At 42.3% G+C, this 23,481-nt stretch carries 21 protein-coding genes and 1 pseudogene; 11 read left to right on the top strand and 11 right to left on the bottom strand.

Annotation, left to right across the window (positions count from 1 at the left end; all coding sequences use genetic code 11):
* Nucleotides 1-203 precede the first annotated feature (203 nt).
* The gene (locus K8B83_RS01235) at nucleotides 204-1,397 is read left to right on the top strand and encodes an HD-GYP domain-containing protein (protein WP_188739047.1); all 1,194 of its coding nucleotides are present in this window, start codon (nucleotides 204-206) and stop codon (nucleotides 1,395-1,397) included.
* 29 nt (nucleotides 1,398-1,426) lie between these two features.
* Here the strand turns inward: K8B83_RS01235 and K8B83_RS01230 are convergent, their stop codons facing one another.
* From K8B83_RS01230 to K8B83_RS01210, 5 genes are all read right to left on the bottom strand, one after another.
* The gene (locus K8B83_RS01230) at nucleotides 1,427-1,858 is read right to left on the bottom strand and encodes a group I truncated hemoglobin (protein ID WP_188739048.1); all 432 of its coding nucleotides are present in this window, start codon (nucleotides 1,856-1,858) and stop codon (nucleotides 1,427-1,429) included.
* On the bottom strand, nucleotides 1,858-2,658 hold the full coding sequence (locus tag K8B83_RS01225; RefSeq protein WP_373284899.1) for a DUF3034 family protein: 801 nt from the start codon (nucleotides 2,656-2,658) through the stop codon (nucleotides 1,858-1,860). Before K8B83_RS01225 ends, K8B83_RS01230 begins: the two co-directional genes overlap by 1 nt.
* Nucleotides 2,659-2,693: 35 nt before the next feature.
* A complete protein-coding gene (locus K8B83_RS01220; protein ID WP_188739050.1) occupies nucleotides 2,694-5,021 on the bottom strand; it encodes a bifunctional diguanylate cyclase/phosphodiesterase in 2,328 nt (775 codons plus the stop codon).
* The gene (locus K8B83_RS01215) at nucleotides 5,011-5,694 is read right to left on the bottom strand and encodes a cupredoxin domain-containing protein (protein ID WP_188739051.1); all 684 of its coding nucleotides are present in this window, start codon (nucleotides 5,692-5,694) and stop codon (nucleotides 5,011-5,013) included. Before K8B83_RS01215 ends, K8B83_RS01220 begins: the two co-directional genes overlap by 11 nt.
* 148 nt (nucleotides 5,695-5,842) lie before the next feature.
* Nucleotides 5,843-6,967 (bottom strand): IS630 family transposase, encoded by a 1,125-nt coding sequence (locus K8B83_RS01210; RefSeq protein WP_223418185.1) that lies wholly within the window; start codon nucleotides 6,965-6,967, stop codon nucleotides 5,843-5,845.
* A 52-nt stretch (nucleotides 6,968-7,019) separates the two neighbouring features.
* On the opposite strand from K8B83_RS01210, the gene K8B83_RS01205 reads away from it, so the two are divergent.
* The 3 genes from K8B83_RS01205 (at nucleotide 7,020) to ccoG (ending at nucleotide 10,770) form a co-directional block, all read left to right on the top strand.
* Nucleotides 7,020-7,283, top strand: a complete 264-nt coding sequence (locus K8B83_RS01205; protein ID WP_223418192.1) for a LexA family protein — start codon at nucleotides 7,020-7,022, stop codon at nucleotides 7,281-7,283.
* A gap of 414 nt (nucleotides 7,284-7,697) precedes the next feature.
* Nucleotides 7,698-9,140: a sigma-54 interaction domain-containing protein gene (locus K8B83_RS01200; RefSeq protein ID WP_188739052.1), complete on the top strand. Its 1,443-nt coding sequence runs from the start codon at nucleotides 7,698-7,700 to the stop codon at nucleotides 9,138-9,140.
* 172 nt (nucleotides 9,141-9,312) lie between these two features.
* Nucleotides 9,313-10,770 (top strand): cytochrome c oxidase accessory protein CcoG, encoded by a 1,458-nt coding sequence (gene ccoG / locus K8B83_RS01195; RefSeq protein WP_188739053.1) that lies wholly within the window; start codon nucleotides 9,313-9,315, stop codon nucleotides 10,768-10,770.
* A 93-nt stretch (nucleotides 10,771-10,863) separates the two neighbouring features.
* Here ccoG and K8B83_RS01190 read toward each other — a convergent pair whose 3' ends face one another.
* Nucleotides 10,864-11,376, bottom strand: coding sequence for an aldolase/citrate lyase/malate synthase family protein (locus tag K8B83_RS01190; protein ID WP_223418988.1), 513 nt, complete (start codon nucleotides 11,374-11,376; stop codon nucleotides 10,864-10,866).
* A 151-nt stretch (nucleotides 11,377-11,527) separates the two neighbouring features.
* On the opposite strand from K8B83_RS01190, the gene K8B83_RS01185 reads away from it, so the two are divergent.
* On the top strand, nucleotides 11,528-13,057 hold the full coding sequence (locus tag K8B83_RS01185) for a DUF3612 domain-containing protein (RefSeq protein ID WP_188739055.1): 1,530 nt from the start codon (nucleotides 11,528-11,530) through the stop codon (nucleotides 13,055-13,057).
* Between the two features lie 61 nt (nucleotides 13,058-13,118).
* Here the strand turns inward: K8B83_RS01185 and K8B83_RS01180 are convergent, their stop codons facing one another.
* On the bottom strand, nucleotides 13,119-13,769 hold the full coding sequence (locus K8B83_RS01180) for a type 1 glutamine amidotransferase (RefSeq protein ID WP_188739056.1): 651 nt from the start codon (nucleotides 13,767-13,769) through the stop codon (nucleotides 13,119-13,121).
* Nucleotides 13,766-14,590, bottom strand: coding sequence for a hypothetical protein (locus tag K8B83_RS01175; protein ID WP_223418986.1), 825 nt, complete (start codon nucleotides 14,588-14,590; stop codon nucleotides 13,766-13,768). The genes K8B83_RS01180 and K8B83_RS01175 overlap by 4 nt, the downstream gene beginning before the upstream one ends.
* Nucleotides 14,591-14,894: 304 nt before the next feature.
* Here K8B83_RS01175 and K8B83_RS01170 point away from each other — a divergent pair, with 304 nt between their 5' ends.
* The 4 genes from K8B83_RS01170 to K8B83_RS01155 all read left to right on the top strand — a co-directional run bounded on the left by K8B83_RS01170 (nucleotide 14,895) and on the right by K8B83_RS01155 (nucleotide 18,683).
* Entirely contained in the window at nucleotides 14,895-16,415 is a 1,521-nt protein-coding gene (locus K8B83_RS01170) for a flavocytochrome c (RefSeq protein WP_188739058.1), read from the top strand.
* Between the two features lie 28 nt (nucleotides 16,416-16,443).
* Nucleotides 16,444-16,797: a cytochrome c3 family protein gene (locus K8B83_RS01165; protein ID WP_188739059.1), complete on the top strand. Its 354-nt coding sequence runs from the start codon at nucleotides 16,444-16,446 to the stop codon at nucleotides 16,795-16,797.
* A gap of 219 nt (nucleotides 16,798-17,016) precedes the next feature.
* Complete coding sequence (locus tag K8B83_RS01160; protein ID WP_188739060.1) at nucleotides 17,017-18,261, top strand: cupin domain-containing protein; 1,245 nt, start codon at nucleotides 17,017-17,019, stop codon at nucleotides 18,259-18,261.
* A gap of 47 nt (nucleotides 18,262-18,308) precedes the next feature.
* Nucleotides 18,309-18,683, top strand: a complete 375-nt coding sequence (locus K8B83_RS01155; RefSeq protein WP_223418984.1) for a hypothetical protein — start codon at nucleotides 18,309-18,311, stop codon at nucleotides 18,681-18,683.
* Here the strand turns inward: K8B83_RS01155 and K8B83_RS01150 are convergent.
* Nucleotides 18,680-19,801, bottom strand: a complete 1,122-nt coding sequence (locus K8B83_RS01150; protein ID WP_223418983.1) for an ISAs1 family transposase — start codon at nucleotides 19,799-19,801, stop codon at nucleotides 18,680-18,682. The genes K8B83_RS01155 and K8B83_RS01150 overlap by 4 nt on opposite strands.
* 114 nt (nucleotides 19,802-19,915) lie before the next feature.
* Here K8B83_RS01150 and K8B83_RS01145 point away from each other — a divergent pair.
* Nucleotides 19,916-20,695, top strand: a pseudogene (locus K8B83_RS01145) (hypothetical protein); the annotation flags it as partial.
* Here the strand turns inward: K8B83_RS01145 and K8B83_RS01140 are convergent.
* Nucleotides 20,673-20,891: a hypothetical protein gene (locus K8B83_RS01140; protein ID WP_223418981.1), complete on the bottom strand. Its 219-nt coding sequence runs from the start codon at nucleotides 20,889-20,891 to the stop codon at nucleotides 20,673-20,675. The pseudogene K8B83_RS01145 and the gene K8B83_RS01140 overlap by 23 nt on opposite strands.
* A gap of 41 nt (nucleotides 20,892-20,932) precedes the next feature.
* Here K8B83_RS01140 and K8B83_RS01135 point away from each other — a divergent pair, with 41 nt between their 5' ends.
* On the top strand, nucleotides 20,933-22,234 hold the full coding sequence (locus K8B83_RS01135) for an anaerobic C4-dicarboxylate transporter (RefSeq protein WP_188739062.1): 1,302 nt from the start codon (nucleotides 20,933-20,935) through the stop codon (nucleotides 22,232-22,234).
* 359 nt (nucleotides 22,235-22,593) lie between these two features.
* On the opposite strand, the gene K8B83_RS01130 is transcribed toward K8B83_RS01135, so the two are convergent.
* Nucleotides 22,594-23,460, bottom strand: coding sequence for a LysR family transcriptional regulator (locus K8B83_RS01130; RefSeq protein ID WP_188739063.1), 867 nt, complete (start codon nucleotides 23,458-23,460; stop codon nucleotides 22,594-22,596).
* Nucleotides 23,461-23,481: the final 21 nt, after the last annotated feature.

The raw sequence follows: 23,481 nt of genomic DNA, 5'->3' as shown, positions 1-23,481 counted from the left end.
ATTGGCTTAATATCCTTGTCATAAAATGAAAAAAAAGGTTATTTTTGTTCATGGATTGTGGGCTAGCATTAATCTAAAATTACTGTGAGTCCACTACGATAGTTGAGCAAAAACACTAGGTGAATTAACAAAGTTCGTTCAAACTAGTTGTGGTTATTGCGTTAGGCAACCACATTTTACGTTTTTCTTCCCGGAGTGTGTGCATGAGTGATTCTGTTGAATCAAGTAATGTCATTAAGATCCCTGTTGATAAACTTGCCCTAGGCATGTTTGTAACGGCGATAGATCGCCAACAAAACAAAATTGATATTCGCAACCCAGGCCAAATCAAGCACCGCGATGCCATTGTTAAGCTTAAAAAGAACAATATTACAGTTGTGTGGGTCGATATAGAGCGATCGTCAGATACCTGTGGATTAAAAAAAGCCAATCGCACTAATAACCCAGCCAACCCTTTAGCGCGTAAAGCTACTGTCACCCGGGACGGAAAACAGGCGCAAGCTAAAAAATTACTTGCTGAAGCCAAGGGCTTAATCAAAAAAGTGATGTCAGAAACCTTTGGGGGTAAACCCATCGAGGTCGGCCAAATTGAAGACGTTGCCGACAAAATGATTGAGTCAGTAATGGACGATGCCGATGCGTTTAAATGTATTTCTGCGCTGCGTACTAAAGATGCCTATTTGCTTGAGCACTCTATCAATGTCGCTTTCTTACTGGTGACTTTTGGTAAGCATTTAGGGCTAGATCGTGAATTGCTAAAGCAAATGGCTGTGGGTGGTATTTTGCATGATATTGGCAAAATTAAAGTCGACAGTGAAGTGCTTAATAAACCTGGGCGATTAACGCCAGAAGAGTTTGAACACATGAAGTTGCATCAAGTCTATGCAATAGAAATCATGAACGAAACTAAAGGCTTGTCGCAGGTGAGTAAAGATGTGTGTTTAATGCATCATGAAAAACTTGATGGCAAAGGCTACCCTAATGGTTTAACTGAAGAGCAAATCCCACAACATGGCCGCATGAGTTGCATTGTGGATATTTTTGATGCGTTAACTGCTACTCGATGTTACAAAGAGGCCATGAGTCCCGCGGCTGCATTTAAGATTTTACTCAGTTTGACCCCCTTTCATTTAGACCAAAAGTTAGTATACGAATTTATTCGTTGTGTGGGGGTGTATCCTGTCGGGTCTCTGGTGCAATTGTCGGATGAGCGAGTGGGTATTGTATGGGACTCAAAAGGGCGTGATGCATTACACCCCGTGGTAAAATGTTTTTACTCGCTTAAGCACAAACGCTATACCGAAGTCACCATGGTGGATTTACTAAAAGCAGATGTAAACATTGAGCGCGGTATATCGCCAGGTGCGCTAGAACTCGACCCAACGCCTTTTTATTAACCTTATTGTTTGAGCCTGCCGAGCTGATATCAGTGGTAGGTAATATCTTCATACATAGGTGCTAGCTTAGCCAATAATGCATTACGCGTTGCGATAGGCACGTGTTGTTGTTTAAGCGCATCAATTAAATGGCCAACAACGGCATCAAAGTCTGCCTGACTAATGTGTAAACCAATATGAGCATCAAACATAGATGCGCCTTTGTATTCGCAGTTTCCACCGCTGACCACACATAAATGTTCAATCAAGCGTTGACGAAATATCGCTATGTCAGTGTGTGCAAAGTGATGCACTATGCGTTTATCTTGCGATAGATTCACTAAAAAATGGTCGGTAATTTGGCTAATACCGGCATTACCTCCTAATTGCTGATATAAACTAGTCGGTGAGTTTGCACAGGCTGTCAGCATGAGTAATAACCCAAGCATTAGCGTACTAAAATACGGTCGAGTGGTTAACATTACAGTGTCCCCTCAATGGATAAATACCAACCTTGTTGCTGCTCAAACCCTGCAATGCTGCCTAAATCAACATAAGCACCTACAACAGACCAGTGCTTATTAATAAACCAGGCTACAAAAATGTCTTGCCAGTCATCTTCTTTAGCAAAGCTAAGTTCATTGGGCTTTTGTCTGTATTCATAACCCAGTGCTATGTTGTCAGCTAGCAATACCGCGATGGAGGCTTCGGCGAGTAATTGATAGTTATTGCTGGTTGCACTGCCAAATCCCAGTAACCCTGTTTGATTCGCTTTAGTTGCTCTTAAGGTTAAGTTGGTTACCAGGTTGCGCCCAGCAATGGCATCGAAAAAGACTTTACTGCTAGCAAGGTAAGCATCAAGTCCCCAGTCGCTGCGCGCACCGACAGCTTGAGGTAAACCAAAATCATCCACTCTTTTGTACTGAAGCCCTAAGCTGACTTGCGGTAGCGTGCTGTACAATAATTCGCCAGCCAATTTGTACTTTATACCGACTATGTCCTGACCAAGTTTGCCGCCCATGGTATCAAGGTCGAACGTTTGTTTAGCTAAACTTACTTCAACGCGATTATTAATGCTTAATGAGGCGCCAATAGCTTGAAGGCTAAAGTCGTCAACACTTACCTGAGAGTGCATCGCGGTCAGAGACCATTGTTCTGAACTGGCGTAACCATTTATCACAGCCCACGGCACAATACCGCCGCCAGCAGAACCTTCAATGGTTGTTGCGCCGCCAGTAGCAATTACTTTGCTTGTGTCTGCCAATACAGATTGATTAGCCATTACTAGTAGGCTCAGTAACAATATAAGTCGGCTCATTAATGCTCATTATCCTGTGGGTTAACGGCTACGCTGGATTGATTAAAATTGTGCTGCCAGGCAATAAACTCAGCGGCTTTAAGAGGTTTTGAGTACACATAACCTTGTACAATATCGCAATCGAGTTGACGCAAAATCTCAATACCTTTCAAGGACTCAACACCTTCTGCGACGACTGATAAATTGAGCCCTTTAATGAGTCGAATACTGGTGTCGACAATCATTAAATCAGTGGCATCAGTGTGTATATCTTTAATAAAACTGCGATCGATTTTGACCTCGTTAACGGGCAATAACTTCAAATATGCTAACGACGAATGCCCTGTTCCAAAGTCATCAATAGCAATGGCGATACCCATTTGCCTAAATTGCTGTAATACAGCGATAACCGCTTGTGCGTCTTTCATGACTGCACCTTCAGTGACCTCAATAGAAAGTGCTTCAATGGGTAGATTGTTATCAGTTAACAGCCTATTGATATCCTGAGGTAATTGAGCATTGGTCAGATCATGCGCCGACAAGTTAATGGCTACTTTGATACAAATACCTTGAGCCCACCATAGTGCTAATTGGGTGATAGCCGTGTTTAATACCCAGTCACTTATTATCGAAATATTACCTGAGTTTTCGGCGAGGCGAATAAATTCGTCTGGTGGAATAAAGCCTAATTGCGGATGTTGCCAGCGAATGAGGGTTTCGGCGCTATCGCACCGATTGGTGTGGATGTCTACCTTGGGTTGATACACTAAATGAAATTGACCATGACTTAAGGCCACTGGCAGATCGCGAATAATCATTAATTCGCGAAGGTAACGCTCGTCTTCACCTTGTTGGTAGATGGCAATCCCCAGAGATTCTGTTCGAGCTTGATTGACTGCAATTTCAGCATGGCGAATGATGGTATCAATATCATTGGCTTCGTAATCACTTGATAGCTCAACAATGCCAACCCTAACACTGACACTAATTTTAGAGCCCTCAATCGAAAAAGGTTTAGTGAGCTGTTGTATATAAGCATCCAGCTGCGCGCTACTGATGCTGGGTTGGAATAATAATAGGAACGAGTCACCGTCTAAACGGGAAATAAGCGCTGCAGTAGGCGATAAACTTTCTAGTCGGCTTGCAAATAAAACCAGCAAATTATCGGCATTAGCAAAACCGATAATATTATTGAGATGGCGGAAATTTTTAATGTCTATCATCACAATGCTGCCGAGCATTTGTGTCAATAATGGGCCTAGTTGCTGTTTTGCTGCCGCACGATTGTATAAGCCGGTGAGGTTATCATGTTGTGATTGATAGACTAAATCTTCTTCACGAGACTCAATGTTGTCGCGCATAACAGATAAGGTATCGACCAATACCTGCAATTCAGCTGGTGCGTCTTTAATCGGGTGAGGGTTTTCACCTTGGCCAATTTTACGTGCAAAATTGGCTAAAGCATAAATAGGACGGCTTAAACTGCCAGCAAACCATGCAGCAATTAAAAATGTTAATAAGCAGGTAAGTGCAAATACAATAAGCATTTTATTGCGTAGCGCATCGTAATTTTGCTGCCACTTAATATTTGACTGATGTAACACAGCCCATTGATTAATATTACTTTTGTCTAACGAAATCGACGTAGATAAGTACCCTGTTGGGATATCGTCATTTACGCTAGCGTCTGCTTGAGCTATTTGAGTGATATTGGCCAGTATTTGTTGCTGCTCTGTTGCTGGTAGGGTAGATACGATATCAACTCTACCAGATTGATTAATGAAGCTAATATCAATCCCCGTAATACTTTTGGCCTGCTCAGCGACATTATGGTCCATTGAAAAGCCCATGCCCACCCAGGCGATTAACCGAGGCGCATTAACAGGCTGCAATACAAATTGGTAGCTGTTGTGGTTGTAATTGAATATCTCAAACCCTGTGGAGCGGTTTTTAGTTAACGCAAATAATTCACTGATATCTGCAGCGCTCAGCCCTTGTAAACTCGATGATAAGAGTTTGCCATCAGGAGATAACAGCATCACCGCATCGGCATTAATACGCCTGCCATGATTTGCCAGTACCGACGAAATAGTGTCTTGCTCGCCAGTTGCAATGGCGCGTTTGAAACCAAAATCAGCACTCAAAATAGATAAACTTTGGTTAAGCTGTTCGCTGCGGTTAGACAGCATTTCTACAAATACATTTGAACCAATCTTTAAGTTTTGAGTTTGTTGCAGGCGGTAATCACGCTGCATGGCAGTTAACACAAATAAAGCCGTAGTTAACTGCATAAGCGTTAAAATGAGTAAAAAAGCAATAATTAGCCTACTGCGAAAACTATTTGGCATGTTGTCCCATGTAAGTACTTACGTGATGTTGAACCCCAAAACCACTCGGTGGTGAAGAGGGTTTTTCTTCACGTTTAACATCAATGTTAACGGTAAGGTGATTGTTAGCGTCATTTATCATTATGGTTGTGGGCGCAGGATCAGCTAACTGCCAAGGGTGCCAAAGCCTGATTTGGTATTCGCCATCGGGTATATTGTCGATGCTTGCTAAGCCTGTCTCGTTGCTAACCGCAAAATAAGGGCTGGCAGCAACATAGATAAAGGCTTGCATATAATCATGGATATTACAGCCAATGGCGACCAATCCTGGTTTTTCAAATGAAATAGGAGACTCAGCCTGGCCTACGTATAATTTAAGTTCGAATTGCTTCGCTTCTGAAAACGAATACACATGATGTCGGGTGCGATCTAAGTTTGGAAAGTCGACTTGAGCGCCTTGCGGTACAGCCAATACAAAAGGTGAAAACACACGGTTTTGCTGACGCATTTCATAGTGTTTATTTGTAGGCAAAGTGGCAGCGGTTTTCGCCGTTGGGATCAACTCTACTACAGCATCGCCTAGACGTTCACCGCCATTATCGGTAACGTTTACCGTGAATGTACCGGCACTTACACTCGTGCCCATAAAATAAGCTAGACACAATAAAGGTTGCATTAATCGCGTTACTGGCATGTATTGGCCTTTTTATTACCTACGGGTTAGTTCAATTACTTATGGCATTAACACCAATCAGCACAAGAATGTGACCATTCTTACTGGTTTGCATTGCTTATCACGTCGTTAAAAATTTTTAAGGTAGAACAACTAGTACTAATTCCATTTAATTCTGACTGTTTAAAAACTTATAAGCTCGGTTGAGTTTCGACCGGGCGTTATCTACATCAAACATCCAATTAATACTAGCCTTCTCGTTATTCCTGGTTGTTTCCCAAGCCTTAAGAGAAAGCCGCAGATCATTCCACGTGCCAATTCGTCTATCCAAACATTGTCTGTTCATCACGCCTATCTCAATTTCTACCATATTTAACCAACTGGCATGTTTTGGGGTGTAGTGAAATTCAATTTTCTTCAAGATACGCCGAGCTTCTGCTGCTGGATAAGCTTTGTATAAAGAGCCTGGGGAGTGCGTTGTGTAGTTGTCTAAAACCAAGTGGATTTTATCGGCATCAGGATAATGAACATCAACCAAATCCCGCATACACGCTGCAAAGTCTTCTCGTTTCTTGGTTGCTGTTGCTTTAGCATGTCGCCAGCCTCTATGCCTATCGTACATCAGATAGATATTGGCCACATCTTCACGCCGGTATTCGTAATCTTCTTTAGCTAAGTGTCCTGGCGAAGCTAATTTGGGCGGTTTCACATGTGACACCAGTTGTTTCATTGCTTCATCAAAATTAACCACAGGATGTTTTTCATCCGCAGGCATTGCATAAATATCAAGTACCTCTTCCATCTGCGCAATGAAGTCGCTATCTAACTCGCCAATACACCACATCTTCTTTTGCCATGGTTTTAATTCATTGTTTTTAAGCCGTTGACGGACGGTTTCCAGCGATACGCTTTCAAGCTCTGTCAGCGTAATTAATCTGTCTGCGATGAGTGATAATGTCCAGCGAGCGCGGCCATCTGGTGGCTCGCTACAAGCAATGCTAACTAATGTTGCATCATCATTAGCTGAGAGTAATTTGGGTTGCCCTGTTCGTTTTCCTTCGGCGAGTGCGACCTTCAGTCCTTCTTCTACGAAGCGTTTTTTGGTTCGGTAAATAGTAGAGGTACTGGTATTGAGTAACTGGCTGATATCTTTATCACTGTGTTGATGTTGGTTTGCAAGCAACAGTATGTTGGCTCGTTTTAACAAGCGAGCATTGTGTAGGCCCTTGCTTAATAAAGTCTTTAAGGTGTGCAGTTCTTCTTGGGTCAACTCTACAAGGTAAGTGATATTCATGGCATGATACTCTCATCTATCAAAGACGATAATTGATCACAAAGCCTTAAAAATGTCGATCCCCACAGAGAAAAAAATTAATTCCGCATTTAGTGTGAAGCAAGGCCAATACCTTGCTTTCATTTATTATTACAGCAAAGTGAATGGGTATCCGCCAGCTCAGGCTGATATCCAGAAGTACTTTGGTGTTTCAGCCCCAACAGTTCATCAGACAATTTTGAAGTTAGAAACAGACAAATTGATCAGCCGAACGCCGAGAGAAAGTCGTTCTTTGAAAGTATTAATAAAGACCGATGAGCTACCATTGGAATGGTAGCTCAATCGATCATAACTAAATTGAAATGGTACTAGCTAGCTGCAATTTCTGCCTTATTCTAAACGATTTTCTCTACGTAATCTCTGATCAATTATTTATCCAAATTGGTGTAATAGGGTAGCAATAACTTGAATATCTCAATATGCGCCTCAACACGCAACACGCAACAGAAAATGGCAAAATAATGTGTTTAAGTGCTGATACCAGTAAGTCTCAATTGACTTAAAAAGCTTTATTTTTATTAGTTTAGCTTATTTTACTGAGCTATTATCTCTATTTATTGTCGATATTATCAATCTACTACAAACATTCATGTGTAAAAAGCATCTAAGTCATTACAGATGGGGTGATAAATTCGCGATATATCGTGAGTCGGCTATACTGTAGATATTATTTTGCAGCAACGCCCACAATATGTCTCATTCTACGTTAGATAAACCTAGTTCATCGCGTCACTTTTTACCAGAAAATACCTTACTGCTAAATGCCATGACCGAAGGGGTGTATGGCTTTGATTTAGAGGGTAATGCGGTGTTTATTAACCCAGCCGCAGAGCAAATGACCGGCTGGAAAAGCGCCGAGTTAATTGGCAAAAACATTCATGATTGCCATCATCATAGCCATGCAGACGGCAGCCATTATCCGCAACATGATTGCCCGATTTATCGCACATTACATGACGCCATACCGCGTCAGGTGTCTGATGATGTGTTTTGGCGCAAAGACGGTAGTAGTTTTCCGGTATATTACAGTTCAACCCCGGTTTATCATCACCAAAAGCTGATTGGCGTTATCGCGATATTTCGTGATGTGAGTATGCAAAAGCATACAGAGCAATCACTAAGGCAGGCATTAGCTCAAGTTCAGGCGTTGTCTGAGCGCCTCGCGTCAGAAAATCAATATTTACTCACCGAGTTACAAGGCCAGCAAGGTGCGTTAGGGTTTTCTGGTAGCAGCCAGCCGATTAAGCAATTAGCCCAACAAATTAATTTAGTGGCAAACACCGACAGCACAGTGCTTATTTGCGGTGAAAATGGCACAGGCAAAGAACTTGTAGCCCGCAGCTTGCACCGATTAAGTCATCGTAAAGATCAGCCTATGGTGAGTGTAAATTGCGCGGCATTTTCTAGCGCATTGTTAGAAAGCGAACTTTTTGGCCATGAAAAAGGCGCGTTTACGGGGGCAACTCATCGCCGTAAAGGGCGTTTTGAATTAGCCCACAATGGCACCTTATTTTTAGACGAAATTGCCGAGCTGAGTTTATCTGCCCAATCTAAATTATTGCGGGTGATTCAAGAGCAACGTTTTGAGCGGGTCGGCAGTAGTGAAACGATCAGCGTGAACATTCGCTTAATTGCGGCAACGCACCATGATTTAGCCGCGCGAGTAGAACAAGGCTTGTTTCGCATGGATTTATATTATCGCTTAAATGTATTTCCGATTACAGTGCCACCGCTGCGCGAACGCCGTGAAGATATTCCTCAATTGGTAAGCGATTTGGCGGCATCACTAGGTAATAAGTTAGGTAAAAAAATCACCAAAGTCAGCACGCAAGGGTTAAAAAAACTCCAACAATATACCTGGCCGGGTAATGTGCGAGAGTTACAAAACTTAATTGAACGCGAAATTATTTTGTCGTCAAACGGTCAGTTGTCATTTAATACTTTGCCGGCACTGGGATCTGCGCCGTCAACCACTGCAATGCTAACCATGGCACAAGCAGAAGCTGCGCACATTGTTGCAGTGCTTAACACAACGCACTGGCGGATTTCTGGTCCACAAGGTGCAGCTGCTATGTTAGACATGCCCGCCAGCACCCTTCGGTCTCGTATGAAAAAGCTCGGCATTGAGCGATAACATATTTTTTCATGCACGATTAGTCACGATATATCGCCATTATAGCGATATATCGTGACACTTTGATAGGCGATCCAAAACAAAGTCATATAAAATCAGAGTCTTAAACGTTTTCTTTTGTTGGCTTAGTCTTTGCTATAGCAAGGTAATACCGCGTTATAGGAAACCCGTTATGCCCAACTCATCAGCTCAAGTTACGTCAGCATCTCAATCAAGTAATAAATTCAAAGCTTCACAGCGTATTGATGTGGTTCAAATCGCCACGCCGTCAGCAAAAATCCATGTGCGTGAACAAAAAGGGGTCTTTCAGCGTTTGCGACAGAACAGCAATACCTTACTCATCGTATTGTTCTTTTTACTGCCTTTTATTAACTATCAGGGCCGTCAGGCGATTTTATTTGACGTCACCGAGCAGCAATTCTTTTTCTTTAACATCACGTTATGGCCACAGGACTTTACCGTATTAGCATGGTTTTTTATGGCGGCTGCATTTGCGCTGTTTTTTGTCACAGTATATTGGGGGCGGGTGTGGTGCGGCTTTTTGTGCCCGCAAACGGCATGGACGTTTATGTATATGTGGGTTGAAGCCAAAGTTGAGGGTAATCATCATCACCGTACTGCATTAGATAATGCCCCATGGTCTTTGAGTAAATTACGTAAACGAGTCACTAAACACCTAGCGTGGATGCTGTTTGCCTTACTCACAGGTTGTGGGTTTATCGGTTATTTTATGCCTGCGCGTGAACTCTACATTGATATATTTACGCTCAGTAGCGGGTTTTGGACCGGTGCCTGGGTATGGTTTTTTGCCATATGCACTTATGTAAATGCTGGTTGGATGCGCGAAATGATGTGTTTGCATTGTTGCCCGTATTCACGCTTTCAGGCGGTGATGTTTGACGCAAATACCAAAACAGTGAGCTATGATACGGTGCGCGGCGAGTCTCGTGGGCCACGTAAACGCGCTGAAAAAACCGAGTTAGGTGATTGTGTTGATTGCAACTTATGTGTTGATGTGTGCCCAACAGGGATAGATATTCGTAATGGCCTGCAATACGAGTGCATTAATTGTGGTGCCTGTGTCGATGCCTGTAATCAAACCATGGCAAAGTTTGGTTATGCGCCAAATTTAATCAGTTTTACCAGCGAAAACCAGCTAAAAGGCCAGCCAAAGCCGAGTAAATTGTCATTAAAGGCGTTAGGGTATGCCAGCGCACTGCTGATAATGATTGGGTTAATTATTATCGATTTGAGCCAGTTAAGTCATATTCAGTTAAACGTGATCCGCGACAGGCAAACCTTATATCGTGAGGTCGGTGATGACATTGTTGAAAACAGCTATCAGCTTAAAATTCGTAATAAAACCCAACAAGCAGCGGCGTATCGCATTGCTATTAATAGCAGTGAAGCGATAGCGTTTACTCTGGTTACCGATGCTGTAGTGATGATTAAGGCGGGTGAGCAATTAGATTACCCCGTTACTGTCAGGGGGCATTTAAGTCAACTTACAAGTGATAGCTCGCAACACATATTGCAATTTAGCGTGACTCAAATAGACAGCGTGGCAAACCCTATTCCCTTTGAGCCGATCAACCAAGTGATGCAAAATTCGCGTTTCTTTTGGCCTTAAGTGTGGATTGGCCTGCATAACAAAAAGGCTTCTCGCATTAATAATGTGAGAAGCCTTTTTTGTGATGGGTGCGAGGGTTAACTCGACAGCCCATTAACGTTGATGCAATGCGTAATCGGTACCGTCTTTTGCGGTAAACACTTTGCAGTTACCTTCAGTCGGTTGGCAACTAGTGTGTAATAAACTAATCCACTGCTTGTAAGGGGTCGGTAAATTTTTAATTGGCATCGATACCTGAATGTCTTCAATATTTGCACAATCTTGTGCACCTAATTTGCCAAGGCGGTCAAAACAAATTTCTACATGGGTATCGTTGTTTTTTAATACCACAGAGGTTGGCTCAGTTTTATGGCCTGTCAGCGCCACAAATTGACATGGATTTTGTAAGCCACTTTGGGTGCCATCTTTTAAGAAGGCAAGCAAGTGGTTGTAGTAAACCACGTAACTGCACACATCTTGGTGTGAACCATTGGCTAATGGGAATTGCGCATCCAAAAAGTCTTTTGCATTTGTGCTGCGATCTTGCTGGTTCGTTGTCGCCACAAATTGCTCGCCAATGAAGCGGTTAAGGTTTTGGGTGGCTGTGTTGCTTGCTTGAGTAGACATATTCATCGCCTTATCCTCTTCTTGTGTAGTAGGTCAGAAATTAATTTTGTTATTTGTTTAGTATTAAGCCTTGTTAGCAGCTTGATTTTTAGTCTATGCTATTTTTACAAAGAATTTCACAATAAAAATTTTACACTGTGAATTATACAAAATGAGAAATGAAAAAAGCTTAATGCGAAAGACCCATTTTTTGGGCACAAAGATAAGAAACTTGCGTAAACGCAATAACTTAACAATGGAAGACTTGTCGGCGCGTTGTATACGTGTTGACTCGAGTAACGCGCCTTCGGTGTCATATTTATCGATGATAGAGCGCGGAAAACGGGTTCCGAGCGCCGATATGCTGGCCGTTGTGGCAGCTGTATTTCAAAAAGAAGTTGAATGGTTTCTTGATGATGTGCCAGAGGATGAAGCCATTACGCCAGAAAAAGGCAACAAAGGTGGCGTGAGCGGCATGCCGCTTGAACCAAGCTTTTTGTTTTCTAATGACATTCTGCAAATCGCTATTCCTGAAATGTTGTCGCAAACCGGTACCAGTGGTCGTCAGTTTGCTCACTTGCTTATTCGTGCACACCAGGAGCATCACCAAAACCACTTTCCAGATCTGGAGCGCGCCGCAGAAGAGGTGGGCTTAAAGCGCATGCCGTTAGCCATTGAAGACATTATGGATATTGCCAAAGGCATGGGGTTAAAAATTAAGTGGATTGATCGTGCGCCAAAAGAAGTGATGGACGAAAGGGGGATGAGCTCCAAGCAATTAGTCACCTCCTTTTTTGAACCGCCTGGCACTATTTACGTTAGTAATATTTTAAAAACGAGACCAAATCGTCTTAAATATGACTTAGCAGTGCATATTGGCCATTGTGTATTACACAACAAAGACGGATTAAAAAGCGTGATGATGTCGGGACGCAGAGAAGACACCGAAGATGCCTATGCTCCGCAATCTAACACATTAAACGCACAGGATATTTTGCATGCCTGGCGTGACTTTGAATCGAGCTTTTTTGCTGGCGCGCTATTGTGTCCTAAAGTCCCTTACCGGCAGTTGCTTGACCGTCACGGTTATGAAATCAGCGTGCATAAACAATTACAAGTGTCGGCCTCGGTGGCCATGCGCCGCATGACAGTTGTGTCGCCATATACTCACTGGCATTACTTTGATGCTTATGCGCCAGGTAAACTAAAAGCTGTGTATCGCGGCAATGGTATCCCGCTGCCATGGGGCAATATGCGCTTGGTGGAAGATCCGTGTCAGCATTGGGCGGTATTTAGAATGATCAGCGAGCCCACAGAAGGCACGTCAGCACAGATATCGATATTAAATGTCGGCAATGAGCCGCGGATTTATTGTTGTGAGTCGATCAAAGTCGATGACTCTGCCGGTAATCCACATGTGTTGTGTGCTGGTATCGATCTTAATCCGGCGATTGAGGCTCAAGGCAAAGATGCGCAGTCGATTGCCAATGATTTAAAGCAAGCTTGTGCGGGTAATGGTGGCTCAATTGACATCCCTAGACACATTAAAAAAGACCTCACCAGTGTGGCGAAAATCCTTAATATTAATTGGATTGAACGCGGAATTAAAAACGAAGCACGGTTAATTTGTTCGCGTGGCGCTGTATGTCCGCGTCAGCCAAGTTGTTATGCAGCAGGGCGAAACCTGTGTGAAGATAATTAAAGCATTGGATGCCTTTTAAGGTTGAGGTTTATTCAAAGCTCAACCGCAAAGCTCAACAGATTTAGGCCGATTTGAATTGCTGATCGAGTAGTGCAAACAAAAATTGTTCCAGTTGGTTTTGTTGTTCGGTGTGCAGCGCATTTTGGGGTAACGTATTACTAAAAGGGCATTCATCTGCAAAATGCTCTTGTAGCTGAGTCATTTGCTTGCTGTCCCATTCGGGATGAAACTGCAAACCGATAGCATGCTGGTGGCGAAACATTTGCACCTGGCATAGGGCGCTAGAGGCCAATACGTCAATATGTTGTGGCAAGGCAATGGCTTGATAATGCCATTGCGGAACCGCCAGCACCTGGCTGCCATTAATGCTTACTTGTTGCCAACCCAGCTCTGGCTCTGGCATCTCAACGACCTTGCCGCCCAGTTGCGTTGCCAGGAGCTGCGCCCCTAAACATATGGCTAATATTGGGCGTGGCAATTCAAGCGCTTGATTAATCAATGCACATTCAGCTCGCATCCATAATGGGTTATCAGCCACATTCATTGGCCCACCTAATACAATTAGCCCCTGATATTTCATCAGCGATGCGGGCAATTCATCTGGGGCGTAAAAGCACTCAAGAGTGATGTTGCGACGTTCTGCCCACAGTTCAATGCGTCCGACCCCTTCAGCCGGATGATGCTGAAAGACGGCAATGGTCGGCTGGATCATTTTAGTTCACCTAATTCAAGGTAAATCCGTGTGACATTTTCCTTGCCAGATAACGCTGATGAAAGCTGCTTTTCAGAGATAAATAGCCGTTTGTCTGCTGCAAGTGTTAATTGGCTTGGTAGTGGAGTTTGCACATTATCAATGCGAACAATATGGTCTGCATCTGGGCGAACGCTAAGAGTATTAACAATAAATTGCACCTTGTCATCGGGGTGATAATTCAGAGTGTGGTAATCATTGTTAGCCGATTTATTTAAGCCGCTTTCTAGAGGTAATGGATTAAATAACACAATTTTATCGACATTGATGGTTTGCGCTTGCCATTGCATTTCACCGCCACGCTCAAAGTGTCCTTTCACCACATCTACAGTCAACTGAGAAGTGTGATTAGAGTGCTTGGGATCTAATCTAGATAAATCAAAAGTGGTAGGCACTATGGTCCAAACAGGATCGTCACTTTTGGCAGACACGTTAATGCCGTTAATCACCTCAGCCTGGATTTTAGGGTCGGCAAAAGACAATTTAAACACAACCTGAGCATTGTGCGGTTGATGGAACATAGGCAAATGTGACGCAAAAAGACCGTACTGACTGCCAAATAGCAGCATACCATGTAAGCCCATTTTGACGGGGTGCTTAGCATGTTGGCTATGGTCTTGAGGCTCTGTTGCGTGGCTATTTATGCTTAATAAACTCAGCCCTAAAAGCAAGTAAGTTACGGGGTTAAACACTTTTTTAATCAAGGGTATAACCAAGTTTATATGCATAAATTGATATAAAAAAGAACAAAAATTAGCAGTATGTTTGGAATAAATCAGCATGGTGTTGGCTCCTGTCTGAAACTGAACAGATGGGGCCGTCCCCGGGTGAAGACCTAATCTTATGGTTAGGTTGAGGTCGTCCTCAGCTCAATATGTTAACGATTTGAACGATAAAAAACCAGCTTCACACATTGGACTCTATTCCAAAATTACTTCTACCTAACATATTGAGGGCAAAGTAATACCTATAATTGATTAGTTAACATTGAGGCGTTTTTTCAACAAACATTAACAATAGTTCCCATTTTGGAATTGATTCCATCGATATGATAAATCGTCAATTATACAAAAGGGGTGATGACCTATGAGCAATGTAGATTTGTTAGGGCGCCGTAAGTTTATTGCTGGACTAGGTATTGCTGCTGGTGCGGCAATGGTAGCACCTGCAATGGCAGTGTCTGAAAAGGCTGACGGTGTTAAATGGGACAAAGAAGTTGAGATTGTCATTATTGGTTCTGGTTTTGCAGGCTTAGCCGCTGCAATTGAAGCCACCAAACATGGCGCAAAAGATGTCCATATTTTTGAAAAAATGTCGTACTTTGGTGGTAACTCAGCCATTAACGGTGGCTTATTTGCCGCACCTGGTACGCCAATGCAAAAGAAAGAGGGCGTAGAAGACTCAGTAGATAGAATGGTGAATGACCAATTGTTGTCAGGCCGCGGTATCGCTGATGAAGCATTATTAAGACACGTAGCCTCTCATGCCGTTGAAGCTTTGCAAATGACATTAGATGCAGGTGCAGAATACCACCCATACTTACAACAATTAGGTGGTCACTCAGTTGCACGTACTTACCAAACCTCTGTTAGTTGTGGCGCAGGTATTACTCAGCCTTTATTTAAAGAGTGTAAGCGTATTGGTGTGCACACTCACAATCGTTCAAAATTTGAAGGCTTCTTAGTCGGCAAAAATGGCGAAGTGGTTGGTGTTAAAATGCGTACCAACTACCACTTTGGTGAAGACCAACCCGGCAAAGTGTTAAATATTCGCGCCAAAAAAGGTGTGATTATGGCTACCGGTGGTTTTGCGCAAAACGTTAATTTACGTATGGCACAAGACCCAACATTAACATCTGAAGTTGGCTGTACTAACGCGCCTGGTGCTACCGGCGAAGGCATGTTTGAAATGTTCCGCCTAGGTGCAGTACCTGTGCATTTAGCGCACATCCAATCAGGTCCTTGGGCATCGCCAGACGAAGGTGGTTTTGGTTATGTGTCTAACTATGCCATCTTTAACTTCCCTCACTCAATAGCGGTTAACCGTTTAACCGGTAAGCGTTTTATGAATGAAATTGCTGACCGTAAAATTCGTGCTGATGCCGAATTGAGCTGTCGTGATGAGAAAGGAAATCCGTACCCTCCAATCTTGATTTCAAGCTATAAAGATTCTAAAAACCATCCAAACACTAAAAAAGTGATTAAGTACAATGTGGGTTGGAAGTTCGACACTGTTGAAGATCTTGCTAAACACTTCAATGTGCCGTTAGACGCGCTTAAAGCTCAAATTGAAGAATATAACGGCTACGTTAAATCGGGCAAAGATGTGCAATTTGGTAAAGACATGACCTTAGCCAAAAATAAAACCATTGAAGCGCCGTTTACCGTGGTTCGCTTATGGCCAAAAGTGCATTACTGCCAAGGTGGCGTACAAATCAATACTAAAGCAGAAGTGAAAGACAGCTTTACCGGTAAGCCTATTGGTGGCCTATATGCCGCAGGTGAGGTTTGTGGTGGTATCCATGGTATCAGCCGTTTAGGCAGTTGTTCTATCCCAGAATGTATGGTGATGGGTATGACAGCAGCGCGCAGCATCATGAAAGCCTAACGAGACCAGTGAACAAGAGGAATCATTAATGAAAAACTTTAATATTATACTTGGGCTGGTTTTACTCGGACTAACCAGTTTATCAGTACAAGCCGTTGAGATCCGCGACTACCACAAAGAAGTGATTGGTAAAGATTGTAAAGCTTGTCATGACAATGGCATCAAGCAGTTCCCATCAGATCAGTCTTGCTTGCAGTGCCATGATGTTGATGAGTTGGCTAACAAAACGGCAAGAAGTGAAGAAGACAAGTGGCAAAACCCACATAACAACCTTCACTACGGTAAAGACTTACCTTGCCAAGAGTGTCACGCAGAGCATAAAACCAAAGAGCCATTATGCAGTAACTGTCATACGTTTAAATATGACAAGCATAAAAAATAAATAGTGATATATGATTAAATAAAGCCGAATATTTAATGTTCGGCTTTATTTTTATATATTTATTTTTATATATTTATTTTTATATATTTATTTTAATTAAATTTATTTATTTTTAATGCATATATTTTACTTGTTCTGATTGTGTTGTCGGTTCATTTTTGGAATGCATTCCATCATTAATATTCATCTAGATTTTAATAATAAAGCGAGATGAATAATATGAAATATAATGTTCTATTAATGGCGATGTTGTTATCTGGTTCTTGTGTAGCCAATGAGTTACCCAGTTTTTTAGATGCTAACGATATTAACAATGCTGAATTTAGTTGTTTAGAAGCTGAGCAAACCTATTCTAAGAATGATCAAAAATATGTAGATATTTTATGGAATGAAACCCTGCAATATTTACAGTCTTACGCTGTTGCATTAACTAATAGTGAAAACGGCCCATGTTTAAACTCAGACGAAGCCATGTATGACTCTACCGACGGCGGTAAGAATATGTGCATCATGGATCGCCGTGATATGAAGCTGCTGGTTAAAAATATTTACCAAGTGATTAATAATCCAGACAAAGCTAAAAAGTGTTTTGGTGCCCGCGAAAATGTGGATTGGATTTACAGTCCTGGCGGAAAGCTAGCGCAAAACTCCCCCGTTGCTAAATGGCTAAAGCGCACCACATTCGACAGTTTTTTTGATACTAAAGTCACTAACAAAGACGTGCGTAAACTCGGTAAAGAATTCACTAAACACTTTACTGAAATGGTCACAGGCAATGAGGTAAAAATGCCTTCTGCGTTCCCGACCGACATCAGCGCCAACACCTTACCTAACTTATGGGCTGCAGCAGGTTGGTACCCTATGTATGCAGAAGAAAGTAAGCGTAATGATAAAAATTACAACAATATACGTGGTGGTTATGCGTATGCTGAAATCTTTGGGCATTGGGGTTTATTACGTATCGATGCGATTAATGATGAAAAAGTGGGTGCCGAAGTGGGCATGACGGTTCAGTCCGTTAACACCTTATATCCATACCATAACCATGCAATATCAGAAATCTATTACAACATGCGTGTTCCAGCCTGCGCTAACGAATTTAAAAGCTTTGCAATACGCGAAGACTCACCACTGATCCAAACCGTTAAAGAAGACGACAAAGTCAGACAGGTTCAATTTGACGCTGGGCAACACAATGGCCATACCATGTGGCTTTCCAGCAGTGCAGATCGCGATCCGCTAATGTATTTCCATCAAAATACCATCCATGCCTTTGATGTAGATGGTAGCTGCGAAGCTAAACCTGAAGAGCGCGCAATTGTATCGGTTTGGGCAAGAAGTAATGCCCACGATAAGCGTAACGATTACGGCACAACTTTATTATGCGAGTCAGCTAAAAACCCTGGCACTCCAGCACATAAAGATGAAGTTATTCAATGTGATTTAACCAAAATGAAATGGTAAATATCATTTACATAAATTAATACTTAACAATTGAATTGGAATATATAATGAAATTATTAAAACTTTCTTTATTATCAACTTTGATTTCACTGTGTTTTATTGCTAATTATTCTGTAGCACAAGACGCTGAAGATGGAATTGATGTTTCTGGCACATTAAGAGCTAATTACTCATATAAAGAATATAGTGATAGCGCTAAAGATAAAAGTGGTGACTTAACTTTTGAAATGGCATCAATTAAATTTAATGGTAAATTAGATGATTGGGGTTTGTCATCGGAATATCGTTTTTATGATGGTTGGGAAGCATTAAGATATGGTTATGTTTTTTATGATTACTCACCGCAATGGCAAGTTCAATTTGGTATAAATCAGGTGCCATTTGGTAACCCTGGGTTTCAGGGCGACCGCATGAGTGATTAAATTTCAAGCAAACTGGTAAATCCTGCCCTTAACACTTCTTCTAAATACTCAGGTTTCATCCATGCTCGTTTTTGTTTCATCGGGATACTTCCTTTAGATGATTCTGAGCGGAGCATATTTAACGATAGTTTGCGTAATAATGACCAATTCTCTGCTGCATGATTTTGATAAATCTGGCAATGGTCTTCACCCATTGAAGCATCCAAAACCCAGTGTAAACTGTTTTCGATAAACCAGTGAGAGCGCACTGCATCTGCAAATTTCTGCTCTGGTAATTCTGCCGAACTTATATAGTATCGATAGGTTAATGCCCCCTTACCATTGCAATGTCTATAGCTCATCGCCATGCCAATTGAATGTAAACCCTGCCATTCACTAAAGTCACCTTCAAGCTCATTTGCACTAAGTACATGATAAGCTCGCGCTTCAACTCTACCGTGTTTGTTCTCGATAGCTAGCGGTGATAAAGGGGCTTTGCGGACTGAGGAAAAAGCCGACATTATCGCGTCATGCAATGATTTTTGATTCGATTTTACAGCAAGTAGATAATCACCATCTTGCTTAACTATTTGTGCGGCGATTGACTTCTGACATCCCATTGCATCGATGGAAACAAGTTTTTCTCTTATATCTAAGAGTTGCAGCAAATCAGGAATGGCGGTGATTTCGTTAGATTTGTCACTGGTCTTTAACTGACCCAGCACTAACTTATTTTCGCAAGCAAATGCGTTGACCATGTGTATCGTTGATAAACGGTCATTACGATGATAAGAACGCTTTAACGTTTTTCCATCTATCGCAATAAGTTGGCCATCACTTGCACTATGGACGGCTTGCATCCATTGCATGAAACATGCACTAAACTCATCTGGGTCAATACGAGAAATAATTCGAGCAATCGTATCATCAGCAGGTACACCTTCCTTTAAGTAACCGTGCTTTTGAAACCACGCTAGATGACCATCAGCATAACAATGTATATCTGCCCAACCCTCAGCGCCTGCGATGACGGCACATAAGCTCACAAATAAGATATCCTCTAAAGGATATGTCACCTTGGCCGTTTGGCGCTGGTCGATGATGTTACTAAAGTGGCTTGTGAAGGCTTCGATATACATGCTTATACTCCTGAAAAGAGAGTATAAGATCACGAACGCTGTATTAGGTCAAATAAGATTTAATCGATAGCGTATTTTGTTTAAAAAACGTTCGCGATCTCACCCTGCCCTGGGTTTATTTCAAATAGTTTCTGGTTTGGCGTACCGTATTATTTAGGATTTGAAGATGATTATGATGCAGGTATAAAAGCCGTATATAACAATAGTGGTTGGGGTACAGAATTTGCGTTTTACAAAAATGCAGAATACGGCGCGAGTAGAAGTGATCGTTACTCAACTGACTTGTATTCAGGGGAGGTAAATGGCACTGAATATTATAATGAAGAAACCAACCAGTTAAACCTTCGCCAAACCTATGCAATGGAGTATGAAGGTGGTAAAGCCGTTATGGGGGCGTCGGTTGAAGTAGGACAAATCTACAATAGTAATACTGGCAATAATGGTGATAGATATGCTGTTGCATTGCACCTTGACGCAAGTTATCAAGGTTGGGCGCTACAATTGCAAGCGATGCAGTATGAGTATAATGCTGCAGATGCGTTAGATGAGAATAAGATTGCTGTAGCAGCTTATGCTTGGCAATACGAAATAGCATCTAAAGCACAGGCCTATAGCGTCAATGTGGCTAAAACCTTTACCACGAGCTGGGGCAGTGTCAAAGTGTATAATGACTTTGGTGTAGTCACCCCTGATGTTGATAACGAAGCCTATGATAACAGCTATCAAAATGTTACCGGTGTGGCATTGTCGTCTGGCCCAACCTACACCATGATTGACTATATTATGGGTAAAAATATGTATGCCTCAACGCTAGACAATGGCCATGTGGGCTTACCTGAAATTGGCGACAGTTGGGATCAGCGTATCAATATTAACTTTGGTTACTATTTTTAAACTCTGACTCTTCTCCATCTCCCTTAACATGCCAATCACTGATTGGCATGTTTTGTTTTATGCCTTTTGCTGCAAATGATTTGGCGACTAAACCTGCAGATAATCCGCATTTTTGCAATTGCGTTGCCGTTAATTGATCTGTGTCTACATTCGAAAAATCACAACAGAGTAGTATCTCAACCCCAATGGCAGTCACTCTGCGATTTCATTTAAGACACGAAGGCATTAACAAGATATATGATGATTTTAGAACTAATCATTGTGCTAGGGGCAATATACCTTGGCGCAAGAATGGGCAGCATAGGCATTGGCTTTGCTGGTGGCGTAGGGGTGTTGATTCTTACTGCTGGGCTTGGATTAACGCCAGGTGCAATTCCTATCGATGTGATGCTGATTATTATGTCGGTGATAACGGCTATTGCAGCGATGCAAGAGGCGGGCGGAATGGACTTTCTAGTGTCTATTGCTGAAAAATTACTGCGCAAACACCCAAAGCATATTACCTTTTTAGCGCCAATTGTTACCTATTTTATGACGTTATTTGCTGGCACCGGCCATACTGCTTTTTCAACCCTACCTGTGATTGCTGAAGTGGCAAAAGAGCAAGGTATTCGGCCATCTCGGCCATTGTCTATTGCCGTTGTTTCGTCGCAAGTGGCGATTACCGCGTCGCCAATTTCTGCCGCTGTGGTGTTTTTCTCGGGGATTTTAGCGCCCTATGGTGTTGATTACTTGGTGCTGTTATCCGTGTGTATACCATCAACGTTTATTGCCTGTTTAATGGGTGCCGCAGTGGCTTCGTTACTGGGTAAACCACTGCATGAGGATGCAATTTATCAACAACGTTTAGCTGACGGGTTAGTGACGGTTCGTGGCGAAACACAAATCACTTTATTACCTGGCGCTAAGCGTTCAGTTGCTATTTTTTCAGTGGCAATCGTCGCGGTAATGTCTTATGCCACGGCAATATCTGACAAAGTCGGTTTAATCACCAACCCGGTATTATCGCGCGATGTCGCCATTATGCTGTTTATGTTATCGGCTGCGGCCGCAATCACCTGGTTTTGTCGTGTAGATGCCAGCAAAATTTCTAACGCATCGACTTTTAAATCGGGCATGTCGGCCTGTATTTGTGTGCTAGGCGTTGCATGGCTAGGTGATACCTTTGTATCAAACCACATTGACGAGATTAAAGCCGTTGCTGGCTCGTTACTTGATAGTCAACCCTGGTTGTTATCGGTGGCGTTATTTTTTGCATCGATGTTGTTGTATTCGCAAGGGGCGACTACTAAAGCATTGATGCCAGCAGCATTAGCCATCGGTGTGAGTCCATTAACGGCCATTGCCTCATTTGCTGCGGTGAGCGCGTTGTTTGTGCTGCCGACTTATCCTACGCTTTTAGCCGCTGTTGAGATGGATGACACTGGCTCAACGCGCATAGGCAAGGCGGTATTTAACCATCCGTTTTTGATCCCCGGAGTGGTCACAATCGCATTGAGTGTCGTGCTGGCTTTTGTATTGGGAGGTGTGTTGCTGTAAGTCATTATGCAATCGATAGCGTGTTGAGATTTCGGGGGAATTTTTGCAGCAGATGCTGCCTGAAGGGTGTTGGTTACTTAACCTTAACTCTGGTTAAGAGATGAATAAATAGCATCGATTCTAACAATAACTCCATACGATACATTCAAACTTGAAATTTGCGCTGATAACTAGGCAAATTTACGCGTCAATAGCTAGTCTATTGCAAGTGAATTTAACAACGTTATCGGTGCAAAGAACTGTTTGAAATGCATTTATTATCCAGAGTTGAGGTTACTTAGAGTGCTCGGTGGCAATTTACTCGCTGAGCTTAATCCGTGTTATCTCAAACAACATTCAACAAGCAAAATAAACACACGCTAATCGCGCTGATAACCTTTTTGCTCCACATTGGCTTTAATTAAGTCAATTAACTGTTTTGTAGCATCGGTTTGGGTATTGGGGTTGATATAAAGAGACTCATTAAACGTAGGCAGTGTGGGTAATCCATGCTCAAGCGGGTCTAGTACCTGCATTTTGTCGGTAATTCTAAATTCGGCAATAGGTGCAACCACTAAGTCGTTTTCAACTGCCATGCACAATGCTTGTGGTGATGGGGTTGATAAGAGTACGTTAATTTGGCGCATAGACAGCCGGTGATTAGCAAATACCTGCACTCTAATAGGACAGTTTTCTGGGTATAACCCCATCGGAATGGTTTTGCGTTTATGGGCGTTGCCGTTTACCGCGGCGACCCATTTAAAACGACGAGTAAAGAGTAATTCGCCATTGGTTGGGATCTGCCAATGGGTTGCAACAATGACGTCAAATTCGCCTTGGTGTAATTTTTTATATAAATTGCCGCTGACATCGGTATCGATCACTAATTCGATATTAGTGAATTCACGAATAAACTCCAATAAACAACTGCTTAAATAACATTTTATAAAATCAGTTGGTACACCTAAGCGGATCACTTCGCGGTTTTGGCACTCTTTTAATTCACCCAGTGCCTGTGAGTTTAGCTGGATCATTTTATAGGCATAATTAAGCAACGTTTCACCAGAGTCAGTTAAGGTAACCCCTTTGTTGTCTCTGTTTAATAACGTTTGGCCGACACTTTCTTCAAGCTTTTTAACCTGTAGGCTAAGCGTTGATTGGGTGCGGCAAATTTTATCGGCGGCTTTTGATAGGTTGCCACACTCAGCCACAGCAATAAAACTTTCTAGTAATTCAATCTTTAACATGGGCTATTGAATAAGTTCATA

It is taken from the genome of Shewanella inventionis, from assembly GCF_019931735.1.
GTDB lineage: Bacteria > Pseudomonadota > Gammaproteobacteria > Enterobacterales > Shewanellaceae > Shewanella > Shewanella inventionis.
The sequence above is the reverse complement of the archived record's forward strand: the minus strand, read 5'-3'. Positions and strand labels throughout refer to the sequence as shown.

Excerpts from the sequence above, each read along its gene's own strand:
- K8B83_RS01235 (WP_188739047.1), top strand. The coding sequence starts at position 204 with ATGAGTGATTCTGTTGAATCAAGTAATGTCATTAAGATCCCTGTTGAT.
- K8B83_RS01230 (WP_188739048.1), bottom strand. The coding sequence starts at position 1,858 with ATGTTAACCACTCGACCGTATTTTAGTACGCTAATGCTTGGGTTATTA.
- K8B83_RS01225 (WP_373284899.1), bottom strand. The coding sequence starts at position 2,658 with ATGGCTAATCAATCTGTATTGGCAGACACAAGCAAAGTAATTGCTACT.
- K8B83_RS01220 (WP_188739050.1), bottom strand. The coding sequence starts at position 5,021 with ATGCCAAATAGTTTTCGCAGTAGGCTAATTATTGCTTTTTTACTCATT.
- K8B83_RS01215 (WP_188739051.1), bottom strand. The coding sequence starts at position 5,694 with ATGCCAGTAACGCGATTAATGCAACCTTTATTGTGTCTAGCTTATTTT.
- K8B83_RS01210 (WP_223418185.1), bottom strand. The coding sequence starts at position 6,967 with ATGAATATCACTTACCTTGTAGAGTTGACCCAAGAAGAACTGCACACC.
- K8B83_RS01205 (WP_223418192.1), top strand. The coding sequence starts at position 7,020 with ATGTCGATCCCCACAGAGAAAAAAATTAATTCCGCATTTAGTGTGAAG.
- K8B83_RS01200 (WP_188739052.1), top strand. The coding sequence starts at position 7,698 with ATGTCTCATTCTACGTTAGATAAACCTAGTTCATCGCGTCACTTTTTA.
- ccoG (WP_188739053.1), top strand. The coding sequence starts at position 9,313 with ATGCCCAACTCATCAGCTCAAGTTACGTCAGCATCTCAATCAAGTAAT.
- K8B83_RS01190 (WP_223418988.1), bottom strand. The coding sequence starts at position 11,376 with ATGTCTACTCAAGCAAGCAACACAGCCACCCAAAACCTTAACCGCTTC.
- K8B83_RS01185 (WP_188739055.1), top strand. The coding sequence starts at position 11,528 with ATGAGAAATGAAAAAAGCTTAATGCGAAAGACCCATTTTTTGGGCACA.
- K8B83_RS01180 (WP_188739056.1), bottom strand. The coding sequence starts at position 13,769 with ATGATCCAGCCGACCATTGCCGTCTTTCAGCATCATCCGGCTGAAGGG.
- K8B83_RS01175 (WP_223418986.1), bottom strand. The coding sequence starts at position 14,590 with ATGCTGATTTATTCCAAACATACTGCTAATTTTTGTTCTTTTTTATAT.
- K8B83_RS01170 (WP_188739058.1), top strand. The coding sequence starts at position 14,895 with ATGAGCAATGTAGATTTGTTAGGGCGCCGTAAGTTTATTGCTGGACTA.
- K8B83_RS01165 (WP_188739059.1), top strand. The coding sequence starts at position 16,444 with ATGAAAAACTTTAATATTATACTTGGGCTGGTTTTACTCGGACTAACC.
- K8B83_RS01160 (WP_188739060.1), top strand. The coding sequence starts at position 17,017 with ATGAAATATAATGTTCTATTAATGGCGATGTTGTTATCTGGTTCTTGT.
- K8B83_RS01155 (WP_223418984.1), top strand. The coding sequence starts at position 18,309 with ATGAAATTATTAAAACTTTCTTTATTATCAACTTTGATTTCACTGTGT.
- K8B83_RS01150 (WP_223418983.1), bottom strand. The coding sequence starts at position 19,801 with ATGTATATCGAAGCCTTCACAAGCCACTTTAGTAACATCATCGACCAG.
- K8B83_RS01135 (WP_188739062.1), top strand. The coding sequence starts at position 20,933 with ATGATGATTTTAGAACTAATCATTGTGCTAGGGGCAATATACCTTGGC.
- K8B83_RS01130 (WP_188739063.1), bottom strand. The coding sequence starts at position 23,460 with ATGTTAAAGATTGAATTACTAGAAAGTTTTATTGCTGTGGCTGAGTGT.